The 26,998-nt window shown below is 56.2% G+C and carries 18 protein-coding genes, 1 CRISPR repeat array and 1 riboswitch; of the genes, 9 read left to right on the forward strand and 9 right to left on the reverse strand.

Annotated elements, in window-relative coordinates; translation table 11 throughout:
• Positions 1-10: 10 nt before the first annotated feature.
• The 7 genes from thiD to ABD819_RS13490 form a co-directional block, all read right to left on the reverse strand.
• A complete protein-coding gene (gene thiD / locus ABD819_RS13460; RefSeq protein ID WP_345125174.1) occupies positions 11-766 on the reverse strand; it encodes a bifunctional hydroxymethylpyrimidine kinase/phosphomethylpyrimidine kinase in 756 nt (251 codons plus the stop codon).
• 128 nt (positions 767-894) lie between these two features.
• Positions 895-2,769, reverse strand: a complete 1,875-nt coding sequence (thiC, locus tag ABD819_RS13465; protein ID WP_345125175.1) for a phosphomethylpyrimidine synthase ThiC — start codon at positions 2,767-2,769, stop codon at positions 895-897.
• A gap of 22 nt (positions 2,770-2,791) precedes the next feature.
• The gene (gene thiS, locus ABD819_RS13470; protein WP_345125177.1) at positions 2,792-2,995 is read right to left on the reverse strand and encodes a sulfur carrier protein ThiS; all 204 of its coding nucleotides are present in this window, start codon (positions 2,993-2,995) and stop codon (positions 2,792-2,794) included.
• Between the two features lie 77 nt (positions 2,996-3,072).
• A riboswitch (TPP riboswitch) is annotated at positions 3,073-3,169 on the reverse strand.
• A gap of 255 nt (positions 3,170-3,424) precedes the next feature.
• Positions 3,425-4,429: a replication initiation protein gene (locus tag ABD819_RS13475; RefSeq protein ID WP_345125178.1), complete on the reverse strand. Its 1,005-nt coding sequence runs from the start codon at positions 4,427-4,429 to the stop codon at positions 3,425-3,427.
• A gap of 863 nt (positions 4,430-5,292) precedes the next feature.
• Positions 5,293-5,832 carry a hypothetical protein gene (locus ABD819_RS13480; RefSeq protein ID WP_345125179.1) on the reverse strand — a complete coding sequence of 180 codons (540 nt, stop codon included), beginning with the start codon at positions 5,830-5,832 and terminating at the stop codon, positions 5,293-5,295.
• Positions 5,833-6,038: 206 nt separating this feature from the next.
• Positions 6,039-6,437 (reverse strand): hypothetical protein, encoded by a 399-nt coding sequence (locus tag ABD819_RS13485; RefSeq protein ID WP_345125181.1) that lies wholly within the window; start codon positions 6,435-6,437, stop codon positions 6,039-6,041.
• 68 nt (positions 6,438-6,505) lie between these two features.
• Positions 6,506-7,456 carry an Abi family protein gene (locus ABD819_RS13490; RefSeq protein WP_345125182.1) on the reverse strand — a complete coding sequence of 317 codons (951 nt, stop codon included), beginning with the start codon at positions 7,454-7,456 and terminating at the stop codon, positions 6,506-6,508.
• Positions 7,457-7,817: 361 nt separating this feature from the next.
• Here ABD819_RS13490 and ABD819_RS13495 point away from each other — a divergent pair, with 361 nt between their 5' ends.
• The 9 genes from ABD819_RS13495 to cas4 all read left to right on the forward strand — a co-directional run bounded on the left by ABD819_RS13495 (position 7,818) and on the right by cas4 (position 17,591).
• A complete protein-coding gene (locus ABD819_RS13495) occupies positions 7,818-8,711 on the forward strand; it encodes a helix-turn-helix transcriptional regulator (RefSeq protein WP_345125183.1) in 894 nt (297 codons plus the stop codon).
• 61 nt (positions 8,712-8,772) lie between these two features.
• Entirely contained in the window at positions 8,773-10,719 is a 1,947-nt protein-coding gene (locus ABD819_RS13500; RefSeq protein WP_345125185.1) for a TM1802 family CRISPR-associated protein, read from the forward strand.
• A gap of 27 nt (positions 10,720-10,746) precedes the next feature.
• Positions 10,747-11,745, forward strand: a complete 999-nt coding sequence (gene cas7b / locus ABD819_RS13505; RefSeq protein ID WP_345125186.1) for a type I-B CRISPR-associated protein Cas7/Csh2 — start codon at positions 10,747-10,749, stop codon at positions 11,743-11,745.
• Entirely contained in the window at positions 11,745-12,512 is a 768-nt protein-coding gene (gene cas5 / locus ABD819_RS13510) for a CRISPR-associated protein Cas5 (protein ID WP_345125188.1), read from the forward strand. Before cas7b ends, cas5 begins: the two co-directional genes overlap by 1 nt.
• Positions 12,509-14,962: a CRISPR-associated helicase Cas3' gene (cas3, locus tag ABD819_RS13515; RefSeq protein ID WP_345125189.1), complete on the forward strand. Its 2,454-nt coding sequence runs from the start codon at positions 12,509-12,511 to the stop codon at positions 14,960-14,962. The genes cas5 and cas3 overlap by 4 nt, the downstream gene beginning before the upstream one ends.
• Complete coding sequence (locus tag ABD819_RS13520; protein WP_345125191.1) at positions 14,952-15,629, forward strand: CRISPR-associated endonuclease Cas6; 678 nt, start codon at positions 14,952-14,954, stop codon at positions 15,627-15,629. Before cas3 ends, ABD819_RS13520 begins: the two co-directional genes overlap by 11 nt.
• A 55-nt stretch (positions 15,630-15,684) precedes the next feature.
• Positions 15,685-16,698: a CRISPR-associated endonuclease Cas1 gene (gene cas1 / locus ABD819_RS13525; protein ID WP_345125193.1), complete on the forward strand. Its 1,014-nt coding sequence runs from the start codon at positions 15,685-15,687 to the stop codon at positions 16,696-16,698.
• A gap of 3 nt (positions 16,699-16,701) precedes the next feature.
• Positions 16,702-16,992, forward strand: a complete 291-nt coding sequence (gene cas2 / locus ABD819_RS13530) for a CRISPR-associated endonuclease Cas2 (protein ID WP_345125194.1) — start codon at positions 16,702-16,704, stop codon at positions 16,990-16,992.
• Between the two features lie 26 nt (positions 16,993-17,018).
• Positions 17,019-17,591 (forward strand): CRISPR-associated protein Cas4, encoded by a 573-nt coding sequence (gene cas4, locus ABD819_RS13535; RefSeq protein WP_345125196.1) that lies wholly within the window; start codon positions 17,019-17,021, stop codon positions 17,589-17,591.
• A gap of 197 nt (positions 17,592-17,788) precedes the next feature.
• Positions 17,789-24,051: direct repeats of the CRISPR family, unit length 37 nt; unit sequence GCTCCTGAGCTATTCCGACAAGAAGACGGATTGAAAC.
• A 136-nt stretch (positions 24,052-24,187) separates the two neighbouring features.
• Here cas4 and ABD819_RS13540 read toward each other — a convergent pair.
• Together ABD819_RS13540 and ABD819_RS13545 are read right to left on the reverse strand one after the other, a co-directional pair.
• Complete coding sequence (locus tag ABD819_RS13540) at positions 24,188-25,240, reverse strand: tyrosine-type recombinase/integrase (RefSeq protein ID WP_345125198.1); 1,053 nt, start codon at positions 25,238-25,240, stop codon at positions 24,188-24,190.
• Between the two features lie 526 nt (positions 25,241-25,766).
• Positions 25,767-26,918 carry a hypothetical protein gene (locus tag ABD819_RS13545; protein ID WP_345125199.1) on the reverse strand — a complete coding sequence of 384 codons (1,152 nt, stop codon included), beginning with the start codon at positions 26,916-26,918 and terminating at the stop codon, positions 25,767-25,769.
• Positions 26,919-26,998: the final 80 nt, after the last annotated feature.

The raw sequence follows: 26,998 nt of genomic DNA on the forward strand, positions 1-26,998 counted from the left end.
GGTCGGATTATTATATTGAATGATAGCCCAGGCGCGTGTCGTTGCTGGCCAGAAAAGCGGTGGTGTAGGCCTTGCCCGCACGGCAGGCTTCCACCAGGTTTTGCCCGTTGGCCAGCCCGGCCAACACCGCCGCCGACAGCACGCAGCCGCTGCCGTGCTTCTCGCCCTGGGGCAGCCGGGGGGCGCTGAATTCGTGCCGCTCGCCGCCGGCCAGCAGCAGGTCGGTGGCGTGTGTTCCTTCGGCGTGCCCGCCTTTGAGCAGCACCGGACAAAAAGCACTCACGAGTGCCGCCGCCGTATCGGCCGACTCGTGGGGCCACAATCGTTGCATTTCGAGCCGGTTAGGCGTAATCAGGGCCATTTTGGCGCACAATGCCTGAACCAATTCGCGGTCGGTTTCGCGGTGGAATTCGTAGCCGGCCGTGGCCTGCAGCACGGGGTCCCACACGATTTGCAGGCGTGGATTCTGCCCCTGCAGCCAGCTCACCAGCTCCAGCAGTTCCGGTAGGCTTTCGACCAGCCCGATTTTGATAAAATCAACTCGAAACCGCGCCAACAGGATGCGAATCTGGTCCCGGATTACCCCCGCCGGCACCCAGTCCACGCGCTCAAAGGCCACGTCGTTCTGCACCGTGAGCGCCGTGCAGACGCCCAGCCCGTACACGCCGCTGGCTTCCAGCGTTTTTACATCCGCCAGCAGGCCCGCTCCCGCGCTTGGGTCGAAACCGGCAATGCTGAGGGCGTAGGGACGCGGGGGCTGGGGCATTAATTAGGACTTTAGACCGTCATGCTGAACGCAGTGAAGCATCTCTACCGCTTCGTTGCAGCGGCACTGATTAGTTGCGCGGTAGAGATGCTTCGGCTGCGCTCAGCATGACGGTCTTTTTCGACAGTTTATAGATAAATCTCGCTGCCCTTGTTTACAAACTCGCGCGCCTTCTCCGCCATGCCGCTGGCCAGCACTTCGCTGGCGGTCATATCCTGCTTGGCCGCGTAGTCACGCACCTCCTGCGTGATTTTCATCGAGCAGAAGTGCGGGCCGCACATCGAGCAGAAGTGGGCCACTTTGGCCCCTTCGGCCGGCAGGGTTTCGTCGTGGTACGCGCGGGCCGTGTCGGGGTCGAGGGCCAGGTTGAACTGGTCTTCCCAGCGGAACTCGAAGCGAGCTTTGCTCAGGGCGTTGTCGCGATACTGCGCTCCCGGGTGGCCCTTGGCCAAATCGGCGGCGTGGGCCGCGATTTTGTAGGCGATGACGCCGTCTTTCACGTCCTGCTTGTTGGGCAGGCCCAGGTGCTCCTTGGGCGTCACGTAGCAGAGCATGGCGGTGCCAAACCAGCCAATCATGGCCGCGCCGATGGCCGAGGTGATATGGTCGTAGCCGGGCGCGATGTCCGTGGTCAGCGGCCCCAGCGTGTAAAACGGTGCCTCGTGGCACTCCTTCAGCTGCTTGTCCATGTTCTCCTTGATGAGGTGCATGGGCACGTGGCCGGGGCCCTCAATCATCACCTGCACGTCGTGCTGCCAGGCAATTTTGGTGAGCTCGCCCAGGGTTTCCAGCTCCGCGAACTGGGCTTCGTCGTTGGCATCGGCGATGGAGCCGGGGCGCAGGCCGTCGCCCAGCGAGAAGGCCACGTCGTAGGCCTTCATAATTTCGCAGATTTCCTCAAAGTGCGTGTACAGAAAGCTCTCCTGGTGGTGCGCCAGGCACCATTTGGCCATAATCGAGCCCCCGCGCGACACGATGCCGGTCACGCGCTTGGCGGTCATCGGCACGTAGCGCAGCAGCACACCCGCGTGAATGGTGAAGTAGTCCACACCCTGCTCGGCCTGTTCAATCAGCGTGTCGCGGAACAGCTCCCAGGTCAGGTCCTCGGCCTTGCCGTTCACCTTTTCCAGGGCCTGGTAGATGGGCACCGTGCCCACCGGCACCGGGCAGTTGCGGATAATCCACTCGCGGGTTTCGTGGATGTTTTTGCCGGTGCTCAAATCCATCAGCGTATCGCCGCCCCAGCGGCAGCTCCATACGGCCTTATCCACCTCTTCCTCAATTGAAGAAGTCACGGCCGAATTGCCGATGTTGGTATTGATTTTCACCAAAAAGTTGCGCCCGATAATCATCGGCTCGCTCTCGGGGTGGTTGATGTTGGAGGGAATCACGGCCCGGCCGGCGGCCACTTCCTGCCGCACAAATTCGGGCGTGATGTGGCCCTGCGGCGTGTTGGCCCCGAAGCTGTGGCCGCGGTGCTGGGCCCGCAGCGGGTCGTCGGCCGCCAGCTCGTCGATGCGCTGGTTTTCGCGAATGGCGATGTACTCCATCTCCGGCGTGATGAGGCCCTGCCGGGCGTAGTGCATCTGGCTCACGTTGGAGCCGGGCCTGGCGCGCAGCGGGGCCGCGATGTGCTCGAAGCGCAGGTGGTCGAGGCTGGTGTCGGCGGCGCGCTGCTGGCCGTAGTCGGACGTGGTGCCGGTCAGGCGTTCCACGTCGCCGCGCTCCAGAATCCAGCTTTCGCGCAGGCGCGGCAGGCCTTTTTTCAGGTCGATTGCCACGTTCGGGTCGGTGTAGGGGCCGCTGGTATCGTACACCGTCACGGGCGCGTTCGTCTCGGTGGGGTTCACGAAATCGAACTTGCGCTCGGTGTCGGCGAGCACGATTTCGCGCATGGCCACCCGAATGTCGTGCAGCGTGCCGGGTACGTATATCTTGCGGGAGCCGGTGAGGGGCTGGCGCTCCACCAGCGTCTGGTGCGGGGCCTGGTCTTTTTTCTTCATCGAACGAGGGAATAAATGGAGCTCAACCGCCCTGAGTGGCGCGAATGACCGTAATCCGGTCGTGTGCTTGGATGGGTTGGTCGGGCCAGGCCCCGCGGGGCACTACGTGGTCGTTGAGGGCCACGGCAATGCCGCGGGTTTCGGCCAGCGCCAGGGCGGCGAGCACCTGGAGCAGGGTACCGGCCGGCGGCACCGGTTGCGGCGAATCGTTTACATAGCAGACCATACAGCCAGGGATTAGGCGGTAGAAAATCAAACCGTAAACAATAGTCGGCGCAACAACAGGGCCGCGTACGGTCCATTGAAGTCGCTGTTACTTTTCCCTCCGCAGGTGCTAGCCTGTTCAGGTTCCAAGGGTATCATCTCAGTCCTGGCAAGCAGGACACCCCTAAAGTTTACTCTGCGAAAGTACGGCGCGGGAGCGGGTATCTCCAAACGGTGTCTTTCTGCGGGTCGACTTTGGGAACTTACATCCTTGCGGGCTTCTTGCCAGCATGCGTTGCAGTAAGCCCTTTGTGAAACAAGGAAATGGTCGTGTAAGGAGCGCATCAAAAAGTGTGGGGCAGTCGCGGCCACTGGGCTCTTGACTACTGCTGGTGCCCTCCTACCGATGGCCGCTTAACCCGATTGCCCCACACTTTTTGATGCGCTCCAATTAGGTTATAGTTCTTTTGCCCGCCAATCCGCACATTTTGAGAAAAAGGCCTCCTGCATTGCTGGTGGCCTTTATTTTGCCGGTCTTGTACTTGTACATAAATGCAAATAGTTCCACCAGTACCGTCTCCGTGGTGAGGATGTGCTTGACCAGCGCCGGGTCCTTGATTCCCAGGTCTTCAAGGTTTTTACGTGCAGTCTGTTTGCGGGCATCCTCGTCGCTGAGCTCAAAGGGAATCGGGAGCTGCTGCGGCTGTTGCCGAACGACGTAAAAGCAAACACTCTGGAAGGAGCGGCCAACTTTGTTCAGCTTATAGGAAATGGTTAAATCAGTATGCTCATTGATTTGCTCTACGGCAATGTCCAGCACGAACTTTTTCAGGTTGGAAATCTGCACGTACTGTTCCGGTTCCTTGCCCGTTGGGTCTTTCAGGCTGAGCATGTACTTGAACTCGTCCAGGGAATAGGTTTTGGTGGCCCCAATGTCCTTCCACTGCGACGCCAGCTCGTAGACGCGCTTGGCGTACTTGCTGGTCAGGCTGAGCACGGACTGCAGACGGTAGCTGGTGAAGTTGTTTTTTAAGTCAATGAGGTAAGGCCGCAGCTTCTCCGATATTTCCAGTTCGATAACGCCGTGTCCTTTGATGTATTCGGCCGAAGCCAGCATGGTCACCTTCAGCCACGAGTTACCGTCCTCGATATGGTAGCACCGGCCCACCAGCGCCTCGACCGCGGGCCCAAGCCGATGGTAATTCCATTCCCGCCCGGTAAGCTGCTCCAGTTCCTGCACCCGCAGGCGGTACATGGTCCCCGGCTTATCATCTTTGTTGAGCCGCGAGAGCAGGGCAAAGATGATGTCCATCTCCAACGCCGTCATGTCATACCGGGCCGTAGTGATGGCATTGCTTTGCCGGATTTCAACAGGATTGCCCGGTGGTACAATTACCACGGCAGTAGCCTGGGAAGCAGGGGCCGCCTTCTGATTAGACTGTGGAATGGTAGGCATAAAGTGGGGTGGGGTAGGAGACCAAAGATAGAGACGAAAGACCAAATTAACTGTAAAAAATCAGCACCTGTTAATTGACGTACAAAACCTGTTAGTTGGACGGACAAAACCTGTTAGCCAGCGTACAAAACCTGTTAGTTGGCAGACAAAACCTGTTAGCTAACGGACAAAACCTGTTTCTAAATCGGTACAAGAATCTATCTATTAAATACTTACGGCACCCTGCAAATAGAGTAAATACTAAAAAGACCCACAAATTTGTTGTTCCGAAAAAAAAGTAGCTTTTAGGGTGGTGGTTTTGTACCACTGCCGCTAGGGAAATCAGGAAAAACAACAAAAAGGGAGGCATAAAATAGCAAAAAACAGTGATTGCATTTTTCTACTATTTATTACTACTATTAACAGAAAACACGCTAATTAACAGGTTTTGTCCGTTAACCGGTCGCACCCGGTTGCAAGGTTGCACCCCTGGCCAGTAGGGCTACTATAGGGCTTGCGAAAACGATTTTAACGGACAAAACCTTTCTTTTAGCCCGCCCACACTAAACAGCCAACAACTTTCCATCCCAACGACTGACCAGTGCTTCGCACCGGCCCCGTCACTGAGTGCAGCGAAGCGGAAGTGTGCTACAATGATACATTTGACGAAGGTTACGCCTCAGTTACTGCTGCTTCGAGGGCTACAGAGCACAAACCGAATTGCGTCCAAGCGAAGTAGCAGAGCACGAGCCGCAAGCTTATATTCTTGGTTTGCCGGCTCCCTGATTAAAAGTCTGGTCCAAAAGTTAACCGAACGGAACCTTAACTGGCTCTCAGCTAATCTTGCGGAGTCGGCGATTTCCCCCTATTTGTTTACTGGTCGCCTAGGGCCTGACCAGCGAAATAGCTTCCGGGTCCGGGTTTCCGCCCGCAGCCGCTATCCGCTCCTTCAGGCCCGCAATCCACCGCCCGGCCCCGTGGTTATCCTTTGGATTAATCAACACCAGAAACTCGAACAGGGCCAGCGCTTCGGTCCATTTCTTTGCTTTTTGCAGCTCCACACCCATGGCATAGTAGGCGGTCAGCACGAAGCCGTTGCCCGTAGATTCGTAGAGCAGCATGTCCCGGCCTTCCTCGAAGGCCTTGGGAAACAATAGCCGGGCCTGCATAAATGCCTGCATCAGGTACGTGAGGCCCAGGCCGGGTGTGCGGTTGTTGAGCAGCATCCCCAGATGCGACACCGCATCCAGGTGCAGCTCCCCGCAGGCCGCCATGATTTGCCGGTAAATGCGTTCCGCTTCCAAGGGCGCGGCCGTGTGCAGCGCTTTGCCCTGCTGAAACAGCGTCTCATGCTGCAACACGACCGCCGGATACACCACGCGCCAGTGGCGCGGCTGGTACTCTATCATGCGAAGCTGGTCCATGCTTGGGGGGTATATTCTGAAGGGGAAGCCTAAAATTAGCAGGGAACCGAAGCCTACTCGTTTGGCTACTCGGTGGACAAGTACTCCCGTACGCTCCGTGCTTAACGGGAAATTCTGTTCCAACTCTTGTGGCCACCGGGTAACCAGGGAAAGGCTTACCGTGTAAATCCGCCCGATTGGAAGAAGGGCCACTCAACCAGTTTACTCTACTGTGCCTCCGCGTCGAAGTCGGCCAACTCCCGTTGGAAACGGTCCAGTCGACCCTGCGTAGCCAGGAAGAGCATGTACCGCGTCTTGCCTCGTATTGGTCCAACATCGAAACCCAGCAGGCTGGCCTGGTAACCAAATACGCGCAGCAGGTTCTGAATCAATTTTAGTTCCTGCTTGACCAAGGGGCCATAGTACACCCGGTGCAACTGCTCCGCATCAATGGCCACGTTCAGGTCCGTGCAACAGCCCAGCAGCCCCGGCAGAGCGGTCGGCTCGTAAGAGCGAAGATGGCCCCGCACCAAGCGTAGCGCATCCTCGTAGGGCACGCCCAGCGTGGCATCGAAAGCGGGAAAATCGGCTTCAAATCGTTCGGCGGAATCACCATCAAACATCATATAGACCAGGGCAGTACTAAAATGATGGCAAAGATAGAAGGAGGAGGTAACGCTGATTTTGCGAGTGTTTACGGCTCCAGCCACATGATTTCCCGGTCCCATCTGGCCGGGAACCCCATGTGCTGCTGGTGCAGGCCCAAAGCAATGATGTCGTATTCGCGCAGCAGGGCCACGATGCGCCGCCCAAAGCTGGAAGTCTGGCTGACCTGCACCATTAGGAAGTTGAAGATGGAAAGCGTGTAGTAGATTTTGGTATTGATGGCTGTTACATTGGGCTCCGTGAGCCAGTACCCGGCATGCCCCCGCTGGTTGGAGAGCATGGGTTTCATGGAGATGTCCCACAGCCGGTCGTGGTGCGCGCATTTGTTGCGAACGCCGTTAATGCTCTGCATCCAGGAATTGAACACCGTCAGGGCCAAATGGAAGTGGTTGGCAATGGCCAGTTTGGGCATGGTGTCCACGAACTGATTGAAGAGGTTGTAGAGCGTGCCGAAGGAAAGCAGCTCCAGCACCATCCAGGCGGGCGGGTTGCGGGGCTGGTCGTAGAAGCGGTAGTAGTCGGCGATGAAGGTTTTGCTTTTGGCCCGGTCCAGCTCGCCCCGAATGGTTGAGAGTAGCCGGGCCGACGCCGCTTGCTCGGCGGGCGTCCCGCGCTTGAAAAAGCGGGCCTGCTCGTACCAGTTGTTATCGCCCGTGTAGCGGGTGATGTGATAGATGAGTTGGGTACGGAAGGAAATTTCCAGCCGCTCAATAGCCTCCAGACACAGTAGGCGCAGCTGCTTATCGAACTGATAGCGGTGCAGAATGTCATCCAGCGTGGTGCCCGGTTGAAAGTGGCTGGTACCGGGCACCAGGAAGCTACCCCAATAGCCGCTGAGCCGGTAGTAGCTGATGTTGGCCAGGTAGCGCAGGGCCCGCGGCTCGTCCGCTACCACCAGGCCCCGGGCCTGCAGCTTTTGCAGCTGCTGCGTGAAGTCAATAGCGGGCTTGGTAAAGTGGCGGATGGGGCGGGGCGGCATGGAGCAGAGCGGTAGGCAAAAAAAAACCCACCCTCAGTGGGGTGGGCTTCCGGTCAAACAGCAAGCCGAAGCTTGTGACCGAAGAATTTTACGGTACCAACCAAACAGCACCGGCAGAACCGATGTGGCGGATACTTTTTTTGTAGGGCAAAGATACGGCTTTTTGCCGAAAAAGTCAGTCAAAGCCGGTAACACCGCTTCGATATATTCCTTCTTCCAACTCTGTTTTAAAAAGGCGTTGCCTTTGTGTAACGGCTACAACAAAAAACCGGCTGGCTGCGGTCTTTAATACCACTCCAAAGAAACAGGGCAAGCCAATTGGGTGCTGCTAGCTTATCATTGGGTCTTATTCTACCAGCATATGATTGAGCAAGCGAAGCTACTGCGCGTATTCACCTTGATTCGCCTGCTCAAGCAGCAGCCGGGCCGCACCTTACCAGAGCTGGCACAGGCTTTCGACTGCCATCCGCGCACCATTACCCGCTATCTGGCCCTGCTGGAAGAAATCGGGTACTTCATTGACGAGGATGGGCAACGCCGCAAGTTTATTTTCGAAGCTGAACCCGATAAGCCGTCCTACTTTTCACCGGAAGAAATTGGGGTGATGCGCCAGGCACTAGCGGCGCTTGACTTGGAAAGCCCGCTGGGGGAAAGCCTGCGCCGCAAGCTCTATCTGACGTCTGAGCTGATTCCGCTGGCGGATGAACTACTGGACATGCACCAGGGGCGCGTGGTACAGCAGCTGGTCGCGGCTATAAAAGACCGGTGCCGGGTGCGCCTGCTGCGCTACCAATCGCCGAACTCAGGCACGGTACGCGACCGTGAAGTGGAACCCCTGGCCCTAACGGATAACTATGCCCAGCTAAACGCGGTGGAAGTTGAGAGCGGCCAGCTGCGCACTTACAAAATCCGGCGCATCGAAGCCATTGAGGTATTGGCTACGCCATGCGACCATCCCGCCTCGGAAGAGCATCTGGATGTATTTGGCATGACCGGTCCGGCCTGGCTCACGGTGACGCTACGCCTCACCGCCCGCGCTTACCGCCTGCTGGTAGAAGAACACGCCGCAGCCCGCTCCTATGTGCTACCCGACCCGGTGCCCGCGTCGGACCTGGGCTATCTGTTTCGGGGCGAAGTCCGCAGTTACCTGGGAATCGGCCGCTTTGTGCTAGGCCTGCCGACGGAAGTGGAAGTCGTGGAGCCGACGGAGTTTCGGGAATTTTTGCGGGAGAAGGTGGGGCGGGCAAGGTGGTGAGTTTTGAGTGGACACAAGTTGTCACATCTACCAATATACATTTGACCAAAGGACAACTTCTATGCTACAAACCTTATTAAAGCTGGGCCAGCAGGGCGAACGCAACTTGGGCGAGTGGGACGACTTACTCAGAATACCCACCGTTGAGACGGAAAATAAAAAAGGTGATTCCATTACCAGCTACTGCCTGCCCGTTTGCTTCGACCTGGATGCCGGGGAGGTGAGCCTTGGCGACTTCTCAGAGTACGAGCCGGATAGTGTGCGGCACTGGTTCAATCTGGCAGTAGCCGGGGGGAATAATCCATCTATTTACGTGTGTGTAGACGGGCGTAAAAACCTGGTTCAGTTCACCAAAACGTTCTTTGGAAAGAACGCCTCCGCCGATAAAGGAGAATTACTGGCGGAGTTGGCGAAGTACCCCGGCCTCCAGGATACGGACTTGGCCGAAGTACTGCGGCAGCTATTCCATCTGCGTGAAGCATACCTGCCGCTAGTAGCAAATGAAAAGGGAGAAATCACCCTGCGGCAACTTCTTGAAGGTCGGAAGCTGACAGCAACTCAACAGGTCGTGCTGGTCTATGCTCAGGTTAAGGCAACTGCGTTGGGCATCCTGGACTTCACACCTATTGTTCAGTTGGTCGACGGCGAAATGCGGGCCATAGCGGGCTATACGGAATTTGTCCGGGCGCGCTTCAAGCCCTTGCGGGCGGCGGGCGGCGCGGCCCGTTTGTGCCATGCCACGGGCCAGTATCATGACGATGTAAGTCAACTAGCCATTCCTAGAGGATACAGCCTTAACAGCATGTTCGTGAAAACGACCTTGCACTACGCGCCATTATTCGCCAAAAACGATTTTGCCCAAAACTACCAGGTGAGTGATGCTGCTCAGGTGCTGCTGGAACGCGGCTCCAAGATGCTGCTTGATGGCTACAAAGTGCGCATCGCTGGCATCGACCACCTGTTGCTACCTAAGTTGCTCAGCACTGACCACACCCCTGTGGAAAGCAAGTTGCCGCGCCTGAATCGTAAAGCCGATATGCTTTTTCAGTTTCAAAAGAAGCTGACGGCCACCATTGACCAATTGGAGGAAGAAGACCCGGACGTGTACTGGATTACTTTCCTGGGCTTTGAATCGGATGGGAATTTCTTTAAGACCATCAACTTGATTGAGGATGTCAGCCAAACCTATTTTTCTCAGTTACTGGCCGCGTTTCAGCAACTGGATTCGGAATGGCGACAGGCTCCTGAACTACCGTGGGAGCACTTAATGGGTCCGTTACGCTTCAACTTATTCACGGTGTACAGCCTAGTACCCGTGCGGAAGGACAAGGAAAAGCGTAACGCCGCGCTGCTATTGTTCAAGCAAATTCTGGAGCGCCGGCCCATTGCCCGCCGGGCGTTATTTGAGCACTTCCGGGACTTGGTGCTTTGCCATCGTTACCGGCGCTACGCGGCCTACGGCAACATATACGACAACAATCCCAATGATAAGCTGACGGCCGCGCAGGCATTTGATTTTGCGGTTCGGAATTCGGTATACCAGTACCTCGCTCTCTTTTCTATTCTCACCCAATTTCACCTGCTAGCTGACATGGACGAACCCCAAATAACCCTGCCGGAAACGGAGGACGCAGAGCCAGTAAAAGACCTTTCAGAATACCAGCAAAAAGTAGAAGGCTTTTTCCAGCTCACGAACTACACGCCGGCACAGAAAGCCCTGTTTTATTTGGGTCGGGCTCTGAATACGGTAGCTTACGAGCAATTCCGCAAAGGCTACGAATCTAAGCCAGTGCTTAACAAGCTGAACTATTCGGGCATGGATAAGCAAGCCATCGTACGGCTGCGCAATGACCTGGCCGATAAGTCCCGGCAGTTCAATCTGCATCGGTTCCTGGAACCCCTGCTGGCCAACTTTCACCGCTATTTTGAAGAGGTGAATGATTGGAAGATGGTACCAGAGGAGGCCCTGTTTTTCATCTTGTCGGGCTACACTTTCGCCACGAAATAATCTTTCCTACTTTTCCAATTTCACCTCATGTCTTTACTTCAACGCAACTCCGATTTTCTGTTTCTTTACGACGCTACGCAGTGCAATCCCAACGGCGACCCCGACCAGGAGAACAAGCCTCGGATGGATTATGACACCGACACCAATCTGGTGACCGACACGCGGGTAAAGCGCTATATCCGCGACTACCTGAAGGCCACCGGTCACGCTATTTTCGTGGACGGCGAAGATGGGGCGAAGGTCAGCCCTGCGTCAAAGTTGCAGGCAGTGGTGGGCCGATTGGTGGTGGATGCTGCCGAGATGGACAGCATGTTTGCGGAAAAACCGGAGCTGCGGGCGCAACTACAGCAGCTGATAGACGCCGAGAAGGCCCCGGATAAAGTATTCAAAAAGCTGCAAAGCAAGGAGAACCGGACTTTAAGCCTCTACCTACTGGCGCAGCTGGTGAAGCTACAGTTCGTCGATATCCGTCTCTTTGGTAGTGCCTTTGCCGTCGAAGGGTTTAACCGGGCCTACACCGGGCCGGTGCAGCTCAACTGGGGCTACTCCCTCAACCGCGTGAAGCTGGTCGATTCGAGTACCATCGCTTCCACAATGAATGATGATAACGGCACTTTCGGCAAGGACTACCGGGTGCATTACAGCCTACTGGCATTTAATGGCAGCATTAACCGCTACGCTGCTCAGACCTCTGGCCTGACGGACGAGGACGTTGCGCTATTCCGCCAGGCATTGTGGGACAGCATTCCCGCGCTGCCCACCCGCTCAAAGCTCAATCAGTATCCCAAGCTGTATGTGGAGGTAGTGTATAAGGACGGCGTGGCTAATGGCCAGCTGGGCGACCTACGCGGCTACGTGCAAACGACGGCCAAAACCGACGATGAAAAAGCCGTGCGCCGTCTCGATGACCTGACGGTCGACCTGTCAGCCCTGGCGCGCGCCATTGCCGAAAACGACGCAGTGGATTACGCCATCGTGCGCACCGGGGCGGGCCTGACGTTTGACAACCCCAAACCCCGCGCCTGATGCAGGTCCTGGTGTTTGACCTGGTGGGGAAGATGGCACACTTCCGAAAATACTACGCCAACAACACTGCCATGAGCTTTAGCGTACCGCCGCGCACTACGCTCATGGGTGTGCTGGCGGCTATGTTGGGCCTGCCTCGCGATAGCTACTACGAAGCGCTGGGGGGCCAGCACCTGCGCTTGGGCGTAGGGGTGCGGTCACCTCTCAAGAAGAGCTTTCACCGACTCAATTTTTTAAAGGTGGAGGCCAGCCGTGACCTGGATGGCTCGAAAGGCCACATTCAACTCCCCTTCGAAATCATCACGGGCTACGACCTGACCCGTGATATGGTGCGCTACCGGGTATATGTGGCTCCTACGGTGAGTGGTCAGCCGGTATTCGACCAGCTGGTTGGGCAGTTGATGGCCGGTAAAGGGCCTCATTTTGCCTTATCGCTCGGCACCGCCAACTTTTCGGCCACGCTCGAAAACGTGCAGCTGCACCAGCAAGCCCGCCCGACTACCAGCCAGGAAGTGCAGGAATTTCATTCCACCGTGCCCACCGACCGCATCCAGCACTTGCCATCTACCCTGACTGGCGGGGTGGCCTTGTCGCTGGAAGAAGAATTACTGCCCGCTGATTTTATGGGCGATTACCAGCGCGAGCTCGTCGCGATGAATCGGGTGCTGTTCAGCACCGATGGCCAGCCGCTCCGGGCACAAGTCACAGGTGAATACCTGGAGCTTCACGAATACGGCGAAACGCAGCGGCTGCTGTTTCTGGAATGAAAACCTACTATTCGCACAGCACGACGCACAACGGTCAGCGCAACGGGTCTAAGATGCTGCGGCACCACGTAGCCGGCGTGGGTGATAAGGCCAAAAAAGCCTTCTTTGCCGGGCATACTTTCCCTGAAGCGGCGGCCGTTGCCGAGTTGGTCGAGCGCATTTGCCAGCTCCACGACCTGGGTAAATACACCCCCCACTTCCAGCATTATCTACTGGATGATGGGCCATTTGAAACGGAGCTGAAGCAACATGCCAAATTCGGGGCCTACGCCCTGTATAACTGGTACCGCAGTGAAGGCCGCGACTGGCTTGGCCTGCTGGCCTGTTACCTGGTGGTGCATCACCACAAAAGCCTGTCAGACCTTAGCGAGTTTCGCCAGTTGGTAACGGCAACAGAAGGGCATGCCGACGTTTTCACTCGCCAACTGAGTAGTTTACAGGCGGAGCTGATGATGGCGCTGGCAGATGGAGGTTTGGACCAGGTACACCCTTTCCTCTTTTTTCCGGATAAAAAGCCTTTTCAGCGGCTCATCAGCCGCTATTTAGGCGAAGATGAAGCGCCGCAGAGTCCGCGCTGGTATTTTCTGTTGAACTACGCCTTTTCACTGCTGACTGAAGCCGATAAGCTGGATGCTTCCAATACGGTGCCCTATGTGCGCCAGTCATTGCTGACGCAGTCGGTGGAAAACCGGCTAGGTAAGGCGCATTATCAACCGGAAACAGACCTGGCCACCCTTTCCCAGAATGAGCTACGGGGCTGGGTCCGCGGCCAGGTGCTTCAGGCCCTCGACCAACCCGAAATTCAGCAGCAGCGGCTCTTTACTCTGACGGCCCCTACGGGCATTGGCAAAACATTGACGGCACTGGATTTTGCGCTTCGGCTGCGCGACCAGATTCAGGTCAGCGAGGGCTACTTGCCGCAGATTATCTACGGGCTGCCCTTTATCAACATCATTGAGCAGGCCATTGCGGAATATGAGAAAACGCTTGGGACCCGCGTACTGGCGCACTACCAATACGCCGATGCGCTAGAGCAACTAAAGGACCGGCGCACCCCCGGTGGACCGGAAGAAAATGCTGCCTACAATCAGCAACGGATGTTGGTTGATACCTGGCAGGGCGACGTGGTTATTACCTCGTTCGTGCAGCTGTTGCAAACGCTTATCGGCAACCGCAATAAGCTGCTGCTTAAGTTTAATCACTTTGCCGGCAGCATTATCATTCTTGACGAGGTACAGACCTTGCAGCTAGGCCAACTGCCGCTGGTGGGCGCGGCATTCTATTACCTGACTAAGTACCTGAACGCTCGCGTGCTGCTGATGACTGCTACCAAGCCGCTCACATTTCAGTTGGCTTTCAAGGTATTGTTAAAGGCAGAAAAAGAGCTGGAGCCCGTCGTTCAGGAGCTGCTGCCGGACTATGAGCGGGTCTTTGCCACTTTCCAGCGCACGCAGCTGGTGTCCTTGCTTGCGCAGCCGCTAGCCGATGAGGCAGCCTTTATTGAGGACGCTTTTTCGGTGCATTGGCAGCCTACCCAATCCGGCCTGCTGGTTTGTAATCTGGTACGGCGTTCCGTGCAGGTATACGAGGCGGTGCAGGAATACCTGCTTGACCAAGAATTGGACAACCCGCTGTATTATCTGTCGACCAACGTCGTGCCGGTCAGCCGGATGGGCATCATTCACCAAATCAAGGCAGACCTACGGGCGGGTAAAAAGCCCTTACTCGTGGCCACGCAAGTGGTGGAAGCCGGGGTAGACCTGGATTTTGACATGGGCTTCCGGGACCTGGGCCCGATTGCCTCTCTCGTACAGGTGGCGGGCCGTATCAACCGCGAAAATGACGTATCCCGCGCCTTATCACCGCTTTATATCGTGGATTTTGAAGACTGTGAGAAGATTTACGATAAAATCACCACGCAGCAATCCCGCCGTGCCTTGGAAGAGTTTTCAGCCAACGGGCAGCGGCCCATTCCTGAGCCGGAGTACCTGGCCCTGGTCAGTCGCTATTTCGAAGCTACCGCCGCCAATACCGGGTTTGCCGAGTCGAGAGCAATTTTTGCCAGCATGAAGGCCTTGAACTATGATAACCGCGAGGACCAGAAACGTCCCGTTTCGTCGTTTCGCATTATCAACGATAACGGGTTGGCGCGGTCCGTCTTTATCGAGTTGGACGAGAAAGCAAAAGAAGTGCGCGTGCAGTTTAAACGACTGCTGTACAAACAAATCACGCCGGCCGAATTTGAACCTTACAAGCGCGATTTCAATCAGCGTATTGTCTCCGTGCCGGGCTACTTACTGAAAGTGCAGGAGCTGGAGCAAGCGGGAGAATCCAATCGCCTCTGCGAGGGGCTTTACGTTGTCAATCATCATGAGCTATCCGAGTACTACCATCCCGTCACCGGCTTCCGGCGTGACGCCGAGCCCCAAAACCAGCACCTTGCGCTCTGATACCTTGGCGCTGACTACCATTACCTTCCCCGAAATCCATCTGCAGCCGCGCGACGCGCACAAGCTACGGGGCTACTTTGGGGAGTTGTTTCGAGCGCATTCGCCCTTGCTGCACAACCACTACGAGGATGGCACTTACCGGCAGCAGTACCCACTGGTGCAGTACAAGGTGCTGGACGGCACGCCGACGCTGGTCGGATTGGGCGACGGGGCTAATTTGCTGGTGCAGCTGTTTCTGCACATCCGGGAGCTGGATATTGACGGGCGGCACTATGCAGTGCAGGCTAAGCATATCGTGCATCAGCCGGCCCCCATTGGGTTCTGCGCTGAGCTGCACCGCTACCGTTTCGCCACGCGCTGGATGCCGCTGAACCAGGAAAACCACCGCGAATACCAGCAGCTGGACCCGGCCGGGCAGCGCGCGCAGCTCACCCGCATTCTCACCAACAACCTGGTGGCCCTGCTTAAGGCTGCCGGGGCTTACGCCCCGGATTTGCCGCGCTTGCTCGTGCACCTGGCCCTGGGGGAGCCGGTGGTCACACAGTTCAAAAACCAACCCATGCTGGGCTTCGGGGGCGAATTCATTGCCAACGTCCTCGTGCCCGATGGCCTGGGGCTGGGTAAATCCGTCGCAAGGGGCTTCGGGGCCGTGCAGCGGGTGGATTGACACTTGCGCTTGGAAGCGCGTCACTGCTGATTTTGTGCCTTCTTCTTGTTTGTCTATGCACCTGCACATCAACACCTACGGCACTTACGTGCACGTCAAGGACGAGACGTTTGAGATTCGTCAGAAGAATGAGCAGGGCGTGGTGGAGAAAAAGCAGTTCGCAGCTCATAAGGTGACGGGAATTGTGATGACGACTGGCTCGGCGCTAAGCACCGATGCCATCCGGCTGGCGATGCAACACAACGTAGACCTGCTGTTCGTGGAGCACGATGGCGACCCCATTGCCCGCATCTGGCACAGCAAGCTGGGCAGTACCACCAAAATCCGCAAGGCGCAGCTCGAAGCCAGCTTGTCGGCGGAGGGACTGCGCTGGGTGAAAAGCTGGTTGCTGGCGAAGCTGGGCAACCAAGTTGACTTCATCAAAGACCTGAAAAAGCACCGGCCACAGCATGCCGATTTTCTCAACGATAAAATCACCCGTATTGAAGCCTTGGCTGTATCAATTCAGCGCCAGGAAGCGTCAACGGTGGCGGCCGTGGCCGATACCTTGCGGGGGCTGGAAGGCACGGCCGGCCGCCTCTACTTCGAGACACTGAGCTATGTGCTGCCGCCCGACTATCGGTTTTCCGGGCGCAGCCGCCGGCCGGCGGCCGATGCCTTCAACGCCTTCCTCAACTATGCCTACGGCATCCTATACAGCCGGGTGGAAAAGGCCCTGATGGTAGCTGGCGTGGACCCGTACCTGGGCTTTCTGCACCGCGACGATTACAACCAGCTCAGCATGGTGTTCGACTTCATCGAGCCCTACCGCGCCTGGGCCGACGAGACGGTGTTTCGGCTGTTTTCGGGCAAGAAGGTGAACCAGGCGCATACCACTCCGCTGGCCCAGGGCGTGACGCTCAATGCCGAGGGCAAGGCGCTGCTGGTGGAGTCATTTGGTCGCTTTCTTGACGCTGATAGCATTCGTCATCGGGGCCGCAACCTGTTGCGCGGGGTAACCCTGCAGGCCGATGCCCATCAGTTTGCAAATGCCCTCATCGGTCGTGCGCCGCTGCCCGAAACAACCTGAACCATGCTTGCCTGGGTCCTCTACGATATTAAAAATGACCGCGCCCGCACCAAGGCGGCAAAGGCTTGCCTGCTGGCGGGGCTGTACCGGGTGCAGTTTTCCTGTTTCCTGGGCACGCTAACACCGAATCAAAAGGACACCCTCACCCTGCAACTCGAAGCGTTGATAGACGAGCAGGTGGACAAGGTCTATCTCTTTCCCATGAATAAGAGCGAACTGCAACAAACCGTACTCTTGGGCCAGGCTTTTGATAAGGCGTTGGTGTCAGACGAGATACAGGCGCTGTTTTTTTGAGTTTCCCTTTTCCTGGTTCACTTGCCATGTCGCTCACGCCCTCGCACCTGATTGAGTATCTGTACTGCCCGCGGTTCACGTACTTCGAATACGTGCTACGAGTGCCCCAACAGGAGGACAAAGATTATAAAGTCATGCGCGGGCGCCACCTGCATGACCAGCGGTTGGAGCAGAACAAGGACTACCTGCGCCGCCGGCTGGGCGTGATGGGTAAGCATCTCGACCAATACCTGACCAATGACATGCTGCGCGGCCGTGTCGATGAGGTATTGCAACTAGCCGATGGGACGCTGGCCCCGCTGGATTATAAGTTTGCCGAGTGGAAGGACACGGTATACAGCACTTACCAAACCCAGTTATACTGCTACGCGTGGCTTATTGAAGCCACGTTTGACCAGCCGGTGACGCGGGGCTTCCTGGTCTATACCCGTAGCAACTACAAGGTGGTGGAAGTCCCGATTACGCCCGCCAACGTGGACGACGTGAAACGCATCGCCGCCGCTGTTCAGGACATCATTGAACAGAACCTATATCCGAAAGCCACGAAGTACAAAAGCCGTTGTGTAACTTGCACTTACCGGAAAATATGTACGCGTTAAGGCGTTCTCCGGGTGGTAATTTATGACTCAAGCAGCTGATTTTGGGCTTAATTGCTTTGTAAACAGTCAGCTGGTTTTACGGAATGTTCCGCTTTGCAAGATGAATATACGTTCTTTGACTTATCGTAACAATGAATTTGAGCAAATGAGGATTACAAGCAAATTGCAAAAAATCAGTCTCTTATGTCTAGAGACGGGCTCCTGAGCTATTCCGACAAGAAGACGGATTGAAACTGAAGCAGCAAGCGGCCGAACCCGCGCCCGAACCGGCGCTCCTGAGCTATTCCGACAAGAAGACGGATTGAAACCCGAAGCCATTCAGGGCGATATCCGCCTGCGGGCCGTGCTCCTGAGCTATTCCGACAAGAAGACGGATTGAAACTGCCAACGAGCAGGTCTTGTTCACCGGCTCATACCCGCTCCTGAGCTATTCCGACAAGAAGACGGATTGAAACAGGACGCCGTAAAGCTCGTCGTTAGGGTGGGCATGGTGCTCCTGAGCTATTCCGACAAGAAGACGGATTGAAACCAATTCTTTGGCCGTGAGCTTGAGCCCACGGGCGAGCTCCTGAGCTATTCCGACAAGAAGACGGATTGAAACATAATGACTACTATCCGACCAACATTCTTGCTATCAGGCTCCTGAGCTATTCCGACAAGAAGACGGATTGAAACTCGGCCTCTGCTGGCGACTGCCCGCCTGCCTGCTGCGCTCCTGAGCTATTCCGACAAGAAGACGGATTGAAACAAGTTGCCCGAAGCCACGCAGGTCGCTTCGTCCTCGCTCCTGAGCTATTCCGACAAGAAGACGGATTGAAACATAGCCGAGTAAAGTGCAGCGTCGTCGGTGAACACGCTCCTGAGCTATTCCGACAAGAAGACGGATTGAAACGCGATGCCCATCCGGCGCTTGCGCTCCTTCTCCGAAGCTCCTGAGCTATTCCGACAAGAAGACGGATTGAAACATGTAGCCCCGGCGTTGGTAGCGCCGGGGCTATTGTGCTCCTGAGCTATTCCGACAAGAAGACGGATTGAAACTCACGAACTCCCGCTTTTGCGCGTCCGTCAGGCCCTGCTCCTGAGCTATTCCGACAAGAAGACGGATTGAAACCTTGTCGGATGTGCTGAGCTTGGCGTTGGCGTTCAGTGCTCCTGAGCTATTCCGACAAGAAGACGGATTGAAACCAATACTGGTTGGTGGACTTCGCGCCGTGGATTGATGCTCCTGAGCTATTCCGACAAGAAGACGGATTGAAACATTCATGCCAACGCAAGGAATCTCTTACGCCCACGCGCTCCTGAGCTATTCCGACAAGAAGACGGATTGAAACCGGCCTGCCACCCGCTCCTCGCCGGGCGTAAAAGGCGCTCCTGAGCTATTCCGACAAGAAGACGGATTGAAACCTTATCGCCCCCTATATACGCCCCTGGTTGCGGCCCTGCTCCTGAGCTATTCCGACAAGAAGACGGATTGAAACTTATCCGAGCGAAGGAGCGCGGTTTTATTGTACATGCTCCTGAGCTATTCCGACAAGAAGACGGATTGAAACGGATTTGGTATAGGTCTTTTCCGGCTCGATGGATATTCGGAGCGCTCCTGAGCTATTCCGACAAGAAGACGGATTGAAACGAAATTCCTTCCTGGTAACCATGCCCCTACTGCTCAGCTCCTGAGCTATTCCGACAAGAAGACGGATTGAAACAGGCCAGAGCGCACGGTCATCCGAATTGCCCTTTCGGCTCCTGAGCTATTCCGACAAGAAGACGGATTGAAACAAACCCGCACCGAACGCCTTCACCCTCTTATTTAAGCTCCTGAGCTATTCCGACAAGAAGACGGATTGAAACGTAGCGTGAGCAATGGCCCGGCAGCCGCGCAGCCGCCGCTCCTGAGCTATTCCGACAAGAAGACGGATTGAAACATAAGTACGAGTATGGAGACCACCATCGGGGCGCGCAGCTCCTGAGCTATTCCGACAAGAAGACGGATTGAAACCCGGCATCGTAAAGCCGCCCCCGGTCCAGAGGCAGGCTCCTGAGCTATTCCGACAAGAAGACGGATTGAAACTCGAGCTTCACCGGCTTGTCCTTCACCAGCTCATACAGCTCCTGAGCTATTCCGACAAGAAGACGGATTGAAACTTAGTGAATCCAGCGCCCGCTGGCCACCTATCGCCAGCTCCTGAGCTATTCCGACAAGAAGACGGATTGAAACTGCGCTTGCGCTGAATCCGGATTGGCTTGTCCATAATGCTCCTGAGCTATTCCGACAAGAAGACGGATTGAAACGTCACGTTGCGGGCCGCCATCGCGGCCGGGCTGTAACGCTCCTGAGCTATTCCGACAAGAAGACGGATTGAAACCGACATAAACGGCGAGGCAGCCAACCAACAGCCCAAGCTCCTGAGCTATTCCGACAAGAAGACGGATTGAAACTAATCGAAAGCAGAATACGAGTTAGCCCCGGCGAGGCTCCTGAGCTATTCCGACAAGAAGACGGATTGAAACACGTCATGCGCCTTATCGACACCCTCGTTGTCCATTGCTCCTGAGCTATTCCGACAAGAAGACGGATTGAAACTTAAATACGTGGGCTACACCCGAAGCTATCCTTGGGCTCCTGAGCTATTCCGACAAGAAGACGGATTGAAACACAGGATGCAGTAATGACCCGGTGCATAGGGGAGCGGCTCCTGAGCTATTCCGACAAGAAGACGGATTGAAACCGGGCTTTTGGGGGTCTTGGCCCGGCAATATCGAACGCTCCTGAGCTATTCCGACAAGAAGACGGATTGAAACGGCTTATTTCGCCCTTCGTGGCGCGCTCGCTGCTGTGCTCCTGAGCTATTCCGACAAGAAGACGGATTGAAACAAAACACTATTGGCCGCGCTTGCCACCGTCACCGGAGCTCCTGAGCTATTCCGACAAGAAGACGGATTGAAACAAAATACCGGCTCCGGCTTCGGTTATCCAATCGGTGCTCCTGAGCTATTCCGACAAGAAGACGGATTGAAACTACCAGTTCAACATGATATATCAGCGCGCTATCATTGCTCCTGAGCTATTCCGACAAGAAGACGGATTGAAACTCGAAGTAGATGCTTTTGGCGGTGCTGGCGCTGACGTGCTCCTGAGCTATTCCGACAAGAAGACGGATTGAAACCTGTACAGTGTTTGGGCCAGCTCGGGGTTGGCCTCAGCTCCTGAGCTATTCCGACAAGAAGACGGATTGAAACAAGGCCAGTACGGCCAAGGTGATAACCCCCGCGCCAGGCTCCTGAGCTATTCCGACAAGAAGACGGATTGAAACTGACGTGTACACGGCGGGCGGCGAAATCTACCTCGAGCTCCTGAGCTATTCCGACAAGAAGACGGATTGAAACTAGCAGGCGCATAGTACCGGCAATGGGCCGTAATTGCTCCTGAGCTATTCCGACAAGAAGACGGATTGAAACTCCAATTAGGGCCTGACGCAATGCCGCCCGCGCCTCGCTCCTGAGCTATTCCGACAAGAAGACGGATTGAAACTTGTACATCCGGCCGTGACGGTCCGACGAGCGAGCGCGCTCCTGAGCTATTCCGACAAGAAGACGGATTGAAACTCAATCAGCCATTGTGTTGCGGTGGCATAGCGGAAGGGCTCCTGAGCTATTCCGACAAGAAGACGGATTGAAACTCTTCCTGCTTCAGCGCCTCAATCGTGGCCGCCATCGCTCCTGAGCTATTCCGACAAGAAGACGGATTGAAACCAGATGATGCATTACATTTGTATTGTTCTCTGTAACAGCTCCTGAGCTATTCCGACAAGAAGACGGATTGAAACTCAGCACGGAGGGCGCGGCGGCCGTGCGCGGCATCACGCTCCTGAGCTATTCCGACAAGAAGACGGATTGAAACCGCGACGGCGGCGCACCTGTCCTTCCCGGCTACTGAGCTCCTGAGCTATTCCGACAAGAAGACGGATTGAAACTGAGCCGCTACAACCCCGGCAACGGTGCCGATAGTGCTCCTGAGCTATTCCGACAAGAAGACGGATTGAAACCCCATCCCCCATCCCCTGACCTATGCTCTACTTCTGCTCCTGAGCTATTCCGACAAGAAGACGGATTGAAACTAGCGGGCGGTGCTGAGCCAGCAAATCCAGCTCATCGCTCCTGAGCTATTCCGACAAGAAGACGGATTGAAACTGATACAAAGGGCCAAAAAAATAGTTCGCCCAAAAGGCTCCTGAGCTATTCCGACAAGAAGACGGATTGAAACTTGCTAGGATTTCGGGTAGCATTGCTCTAGCATTGCGCTCCTGAGCTATTCCGACAAGAAGACGGATTGAAACAACAAAGCGGGAGATGGTGCCGGAGTCGATGACGATGCTCCTGAGCTATTCCGACAAGAAGACGGATTGAAACCAGGAGCTGCTGACCCCCGGCCGCGAAGTGTACGAGTGCTCCTGAGCTATTCCGACAAGAAGACGGATTGAAACCAAAACCACGGCGTAAACGTGACCAAGGCCGGGCTCGCTCCTGAGCTATTCCGACAAGAAGACGGATTGAAACGCGGCCCGCTTTGACGCGGCCTGGACGGCGGCCGGCGCTCCTGAGCTATTCCGACAAGAAGACGGATTGAAACACGCTGGACCAGAACGTGAAGGGCAAAAAGAACCTGGCTCCTGAGCTATTCCGACAAGAAGACGGATTGAAACTCGAGCTTCGCACCCCGCAAGGGCAAACCCATTCATGCTCCTGAGCTATTCCGACAAGAAGACGGATTGAAACTTGAGGGGTTACAGGGTCGGCCTGCGGGTGCCTATTGCTCCTGAGCTATTCCGACAAGAAGACGGATTGAAACAGCATTTGGCAGCCGCCGGGGGCCTACCTGGCCATGCTCCTGAGCTATTCCGACAAGAAGACGGATTGAAACCCACGCATCGAATAGGCGCGAATAGCAAGCACCATCGCTCCTGAGCTATTCCGACAAGAAGACGGATTGAAACATGCTGAACGCCGCCGCGCCATTCGCCGGGAACATGTGCTCCTGAGCTATTCCGACAAGAAGACGGATTGAAACTTGTCAACAAGCCCGAGCGGATACGGGTCGGCTTCCTGCTCCTGAGCTATTCCGACAAGAAGACGGATTGAAACAATCTGGACCGAATGAGCGGTCCCATACGTTTGACATTGCTCCTGAGCTATTCCGACAAGAAGACGGATTGAAACCTACTTTTTTGAAATAATTCGGGTCGGCAGCATAGCGCTCCTGAGCTATTCCGACAAGAAGACGGATTGAAACCAATTCGCGCTTGTGGGCCTGGTTTTCACGGTTGCAGCTCCTGAGCTATTCCGACAAGAAGACGGATTGAAACTAGCGCGGCTTCGTCGTTGTAGCTGCTGCGGTCCAGCGCTCCTGAGCTATTCCGACAAGAAGACGGATTGAAACTGGCGCAGGCCATTACATGAGTGCTTGAGGAGAGCAGCTCCTGAGCTATTCCGACAAGAAGACGGATTGAAACCCATTTTGTCCACTCGCAATGCGAATATACTATAAAGCTCCTGAGCTATTCCGACAAGAAGACGGATTGAAACGTATGGTCGCTACGTTCGTAGATGCTGGCTAAGTGAATGCTCCTGAGCTATTCCGACAAGAAGACGGATTGAAACCAGCTAGCGGCCGGCTACAGCAACAGCGTAACCAACGCTCCTGAGCTATTCCGACAAGAAGACGGATTGAAACACGGCCCTGGCCCTGCGGGTGAAGGCCCAGCCATCCGCTCCTGAGCTATTCCGACAAGAAGACGGATTGAAACCGAGGCATCCAGAGGCGCAAGCGTAGGCGAATGCAGCGCTCCTGAGCTATTCCGACAAGAAGACGGATTGAAACTTTCTTACGCCGCGCAAGCCACCGGCCCAAAGTGGTGCTCCTGAGCTATTCCGACAAGAAGACGGATTGAAACCAGCCGGCCAGCAGGTCCCAGAACGCATCGTCGGGGCTCCTGAGCTATTCCGACAAGAAGACGGATTGAAACATTAACCATTTCAGCCCACACAATCATGCCCGAAATGCTCCTGAGCTATTCCGACAAGAAGACGGATTGAAACAAAAGACGACAGATAGCCGCCGCTCAGCCCCGTATTCTGCTCCTGAGCTATTCCGACAAGAAGACGGATTGAAACTTGCCGCTGCGGATGCGGGAATAGCCATCGGGGAGGCTCCTGAGCTATTCCGACAAGAAGACGGATTGAAACCAGAAAGCGCACGTAGGCGGCCCGCAGCCAGTAGGGCTCCTGAGCTATTCCGACAAGAAGACGGATTGAAACCCATTGAATTAACCCGCGAAAAGACGCTAGCCGACCTGCTCCTGAGCTATTCCGACAAGAAGACGGATTGAAACCGGATTTTAAAGGCGCTCTCGGCGGCGGCCGGGGTGGGCTCCTGAGCTATTCCGACAAGAAGACGGATTGAAACCCGACCTCACCAAAGAGGGCGGCAAGTTCGGCGGGGCTCCTGAGCTATTCCGACAAGGAACCTGTTTAGGGTTTAGGATGTCGGGGGGTGTCTGCATGGAAAAAAGGAGAAACCGTAGCAAGACCATTATTTGCCGTTACAACCCCAACGCCTGCGCAGCATTATAAGAAACCACATTATTAAGCTGCGTATAGCGCTCAATCATAGCGTCCGTTTTCTGCTTGGTTTGGTTCTTAATCGCCTTGTGGGATTGCCCGTTGAGCACGGCCACGGTCACGAAGGAGACGCGCAAGGAGTGCGCCGAATAGCCCGGCCCGAGGCGTTTTTGCACCAGCTTATTGATGGAGATGTCGGAGAGCCGCTTCTCCGACGGAACAGCCAACTGGCCCGGAGCAGCCCGCGGAATTTTCACAAACAGCGGCCCGGTCGTCCGGCCCAGCAGGGTGAGCCAGGCCCGCAGGCCGCGCACGGGGCAGAAGTCCAGCGTGGGCGCGTAGAAAATGGCTTTATCCTCGACCGCGCCGTACTGGTTGGTTTTGCTTTTGGCCAGGTGCACGAGCAAGGCCCGCTCGGTAAATTCCAGCTGCTCGATGTTGAGGTCCACCAGCTCCGAGCGCCGGAAGGCCCCGGCGAAGCCGAGCAGCAGCAGCGCCCGGTCGCGCAGCCCGGCCGCCGTTTCCAGGTCGATGCGGCGGATAGCCTGTTTCAGCTCCTCGACGGTAAACGCGGGAGCCTGGTCCTGCCGCTTGCCCAGGGTGCGGGCAATGCCTTCCATCACGATGTTGAGCGCATCGAGCGTCGCCGGCAGCCGGTGGCCGGCGAGCTGATGGGCTTTGCGGATGGCGGCCAGGTGGCGCTTGATGGTGGCCAGGGCGTGCGGCCGGGTGAGCGGTTGTTGACCCTTCTTTTTTCCCCGACCGCCCCCCGGCTCTGGTTCGGGTTTCTCGGAAGCCAGGAAGGCCACATACTCGGTCAGCGTCTCCACGTCGGCCGGCAACGCCTGCAAGTCGTGCTGCGCACAAAAGGCCATGTAGCTTTTCAGGTCGGACGTGTAGGCCCGTTCGGTATTCGCGGCGCCCTGCAAGCCGGTTTCCAGAAAGCCCGCGACTTTGGCGGAGGCCCGGGCCAGTTGAGCGCTGACCGACTGGTTGGCGGTTGCTGCCGGAACGATGGAAAGGTCTTCGCTCATGGAGTACGTGCAGCGGGCTTTTGGAACGCCTGGATTCGGGAGCCCAACCGGACCGGTTCTGTACACCTATATAATAGGTGTCAAAAACGGTCGAAAAGCTTCCCTCCTGGCTTGCAAATATAAGTTATGATAAGTAAAGATTATCATAAGTTAAAAGGCAACATACAGAAAAGTAAAATACTCGCCATTGAGGAACGGGTATTTTCGTTATCAGGGCACTTGCTTCTGCTGCATTAGGAACAACCAGATGTCCATGCACAATATTTCTCTTGGCGGACCAGTACCCGACTGTCTTCAACGAGGCATCGGGATGCAATTTCTAGTCGCGGGCCGAGAGGCAGGAGTCACTGATATGCATGGTACAAGTACAGGTTGCTCATTACGAAGATACCCGTTGCTGTACTTTGATTGCTGAACACGTTTTCTGAACCGTTTCCCCTGGATTTGCCCCGCGTTTCCACCAACTAACCCTCCGCGCCAGCTTGTCCAGCAAAACGAGCGATTCGATTTGCGGACAAGGGGTGCATTAGCGTTGGTATACCGCCTCCCGGTACTCTGCCTTCACGGCCTCCTTTGTCAGCTTGTGAGTTTCCAAAGCTGCAAATACCTGCCGGTCCGTCAGGCTCTGCAAGTCGTGTTCTTTGAACGAGTTGAGGTAGCTGCGCACGTTTTCGCGCAGCTTTTTCAAGCTGCCTTTGCGCACCACGCCCACTTCTTTGCTGAAGCCGGCTTCCTTGGCTACGTTTTTGGTGGGGATGACCATCAGGGGCGTGACCTGCATGGTGTGGTACTCGCGGTCGAACCAGGCCAGGGCGTTGTTCATCTGGCCGGTTTCGGCTTTGTGAATTTCGTTGCGGTCTTCCTTCACCTCGTTTTTGCACTCGATGAGCACGTACTCGTTTTCGCCCACGCCCCAAAGGTTATCGGGGCCGGCCCCCCACTGCTTGTCGGGGCGGGCGCTGCTGAAGCCGAGCAGTTCGCCAAGGTCGTGGAGGGCTTTTTCGAACTTGTCGGCCTTGGTGCCGAAGGTGAGGTTGTTGAGCAGCTCATCGACGCGGATGCGGCAATCGGTGTGGTGGGCGAAGGCGGCGAGCCAGCGGCGGGCGGCTTCGGCCTGGCTTTGATTGATGGCCAGCTTGGTGACGACCATGCCGTGTCGGGGCTTGAGCAGCAGCTGGTTTTGCCGGTGGGCCGCCACCTGCATGGCGTTGGATTCGGCTTTGTCGGAGGCGTACCGCAGCCGGGCCATTTCCTGGAGGTACCAGCCCCGCTCGCTGGCATCGGCCCCGGTCAGGTGCTTGTTGAGAATGGTTTGCAGGCAGGCGACGGCTTTGGCCACGTCGCCGCGGCGGTAGCTTTCTTCGGCTTTGCGTTCCAGCTCCAGGACGTAGAGCACCCGCTCGTCGGGGTGGTCGGCCGGGGCTTCGTCCATTTGGTCGGCGTAATACGATTTCCAGCCTTCGTCCCGGCCCAGGCACTGCTTGATGACTTCGTTGATGACCTGAAAGCCATCGCCCGACGTGGCATCTTCGGCGGCCATTTTGGTGATGGTGAGCCCGATGTTGATTTGCTGCTGGGTCTGGGCCGAGAAGAAACGCCGGAACCGGGGGTTGCGCAGCGTGTTGATAAGGTCGGGGCCGGTGATGACGATGACGCAGTAGTCTTTCTCGCCGCGCACCCCGCGCCCGAGGCCCTGCTCGATTTTCTGGGCCGTCTTGATGGCAATCAGGTCGCTTTCGGCCCGGCATTCTTCCTGGT

Source organism: Hymenobacter antarcticus, from assembly GCF_039539545.1.
In the GTDB taxonomy this organism is placed as follows: domain Bacteria; phylum Bacteroidota; class Bacteroidia; order Cytophagales; family Hymenobacteraceae; genus Hymenobacter; species Hymenobacter antarcticus.

Bases quoted from the DNA above. Each gene is read 5' to 3' on its own strand.
- thiD (WP_345125174.1), bottom strand. From the start codon at position 766: ATGCCCCAGCCCCCGCGTCCCTACGCCCTCAGCATTGCCGGTTTCGAC.
- thiC (WP_345125175.1), bottom strand. From the start codon at position 2,769: ATGAAGAAAAAAGACCAGGCCCCGCACCAGACGCTGGTGGAGCGCCAG.
- thiS (WP_345125177.1), bottom strand. From the start codon at position 2,995: ATGGTCTGCTATGTAAACGATTCGCCGCAACCGGTGCCGCCGGCCGGT.
- ABD819_RS13475 (WP_345125178.1), bottom strand. From the start codon at position 4,429: ATGCCTACCATTCCACAGTCTAATCAGAAGGCGGCCCCTGCTTCCCAG.
- ABD819_RS13480 (WP_345125179.1), bottom strand. From the start codon at position 5,832: ATGGACCAGCTTCGCATGATAGAGTACCAGCCGCGCCACTGGCGCGTG.
- ABD819_RS13485 (WP_345125181.1), bottom strand. From the start codon at position 6,437: ATGATGTTTGATGGTGATTCCGCCGAACGATTTGAAGCCGATTTTCCC.
- ABD819_RS13490 (WP_345125182.1), bottom strand. From the start codon at position 7,456: ATGCCGCCCCGCCCCATCCGCCACTTTACCAAGCCCGCTATTGACTTC.
- ABD819_RS13495 (WP_345125183.1), top strand. From the start codon at position 7,818: ATGATTGAGCAAGCGAAGCTACTGCGCGTATTCACCTTGATTCGCCTG.
- ABD819_RS13500 (WP_345125185.1), top strand. From the start codon at position 8,773: ATGCTACAAACCTTATTAAAGCTGGGCCAGCAGGGCGAACGCAACTTG.
- cas7b (WP_345125186.1), top strand. From the start codon at position 10,747: ATGTCTTTACTTCAACGCAACTCCGATTTTCTGTTTCTTTACGACGCT.
- cas5 (WP_345125188.1), top strand. From the start codon at position 11,745: ATGCAGGTCCTGGTGTTTGACCTGGTGGGGAAGATGGCACACTTCCGA.
- cas3 (WP_345125189.1), top strand. From the start codon at position 12,509: ATGAAAACCTACTATTCGCACAGCACGACGCACAACGGTCAGCGCAAC.
- cas1 (WP_345125193.1), top strand. From the start codon at position 15,685: ATGCACCTGCACATCAACACCTACGGCACTTACGTGCACGTCAAGGAC.
- cas2 (WP_345125194.1), top strand. From the start codon at position 16,702: ATGCTTGCCTGGGTCCTCTACGATATTAAAAATGACCGCGCCCGCACC.
- cas4 (WP_345125196.1), top strand. From the start codon at position 17,019: ATGTCGCTCACGCCCTCGCACCTGATTGAGTATCTGTACTGCCCGCGG.
- ABD819_RS13540 (WP_345125198.1), bottom strand. From the start codon at position 25,240: ATGAGCGAAGACCTTTCCATCGTTCCGGCAGCAACCGCCAACCAGTCG.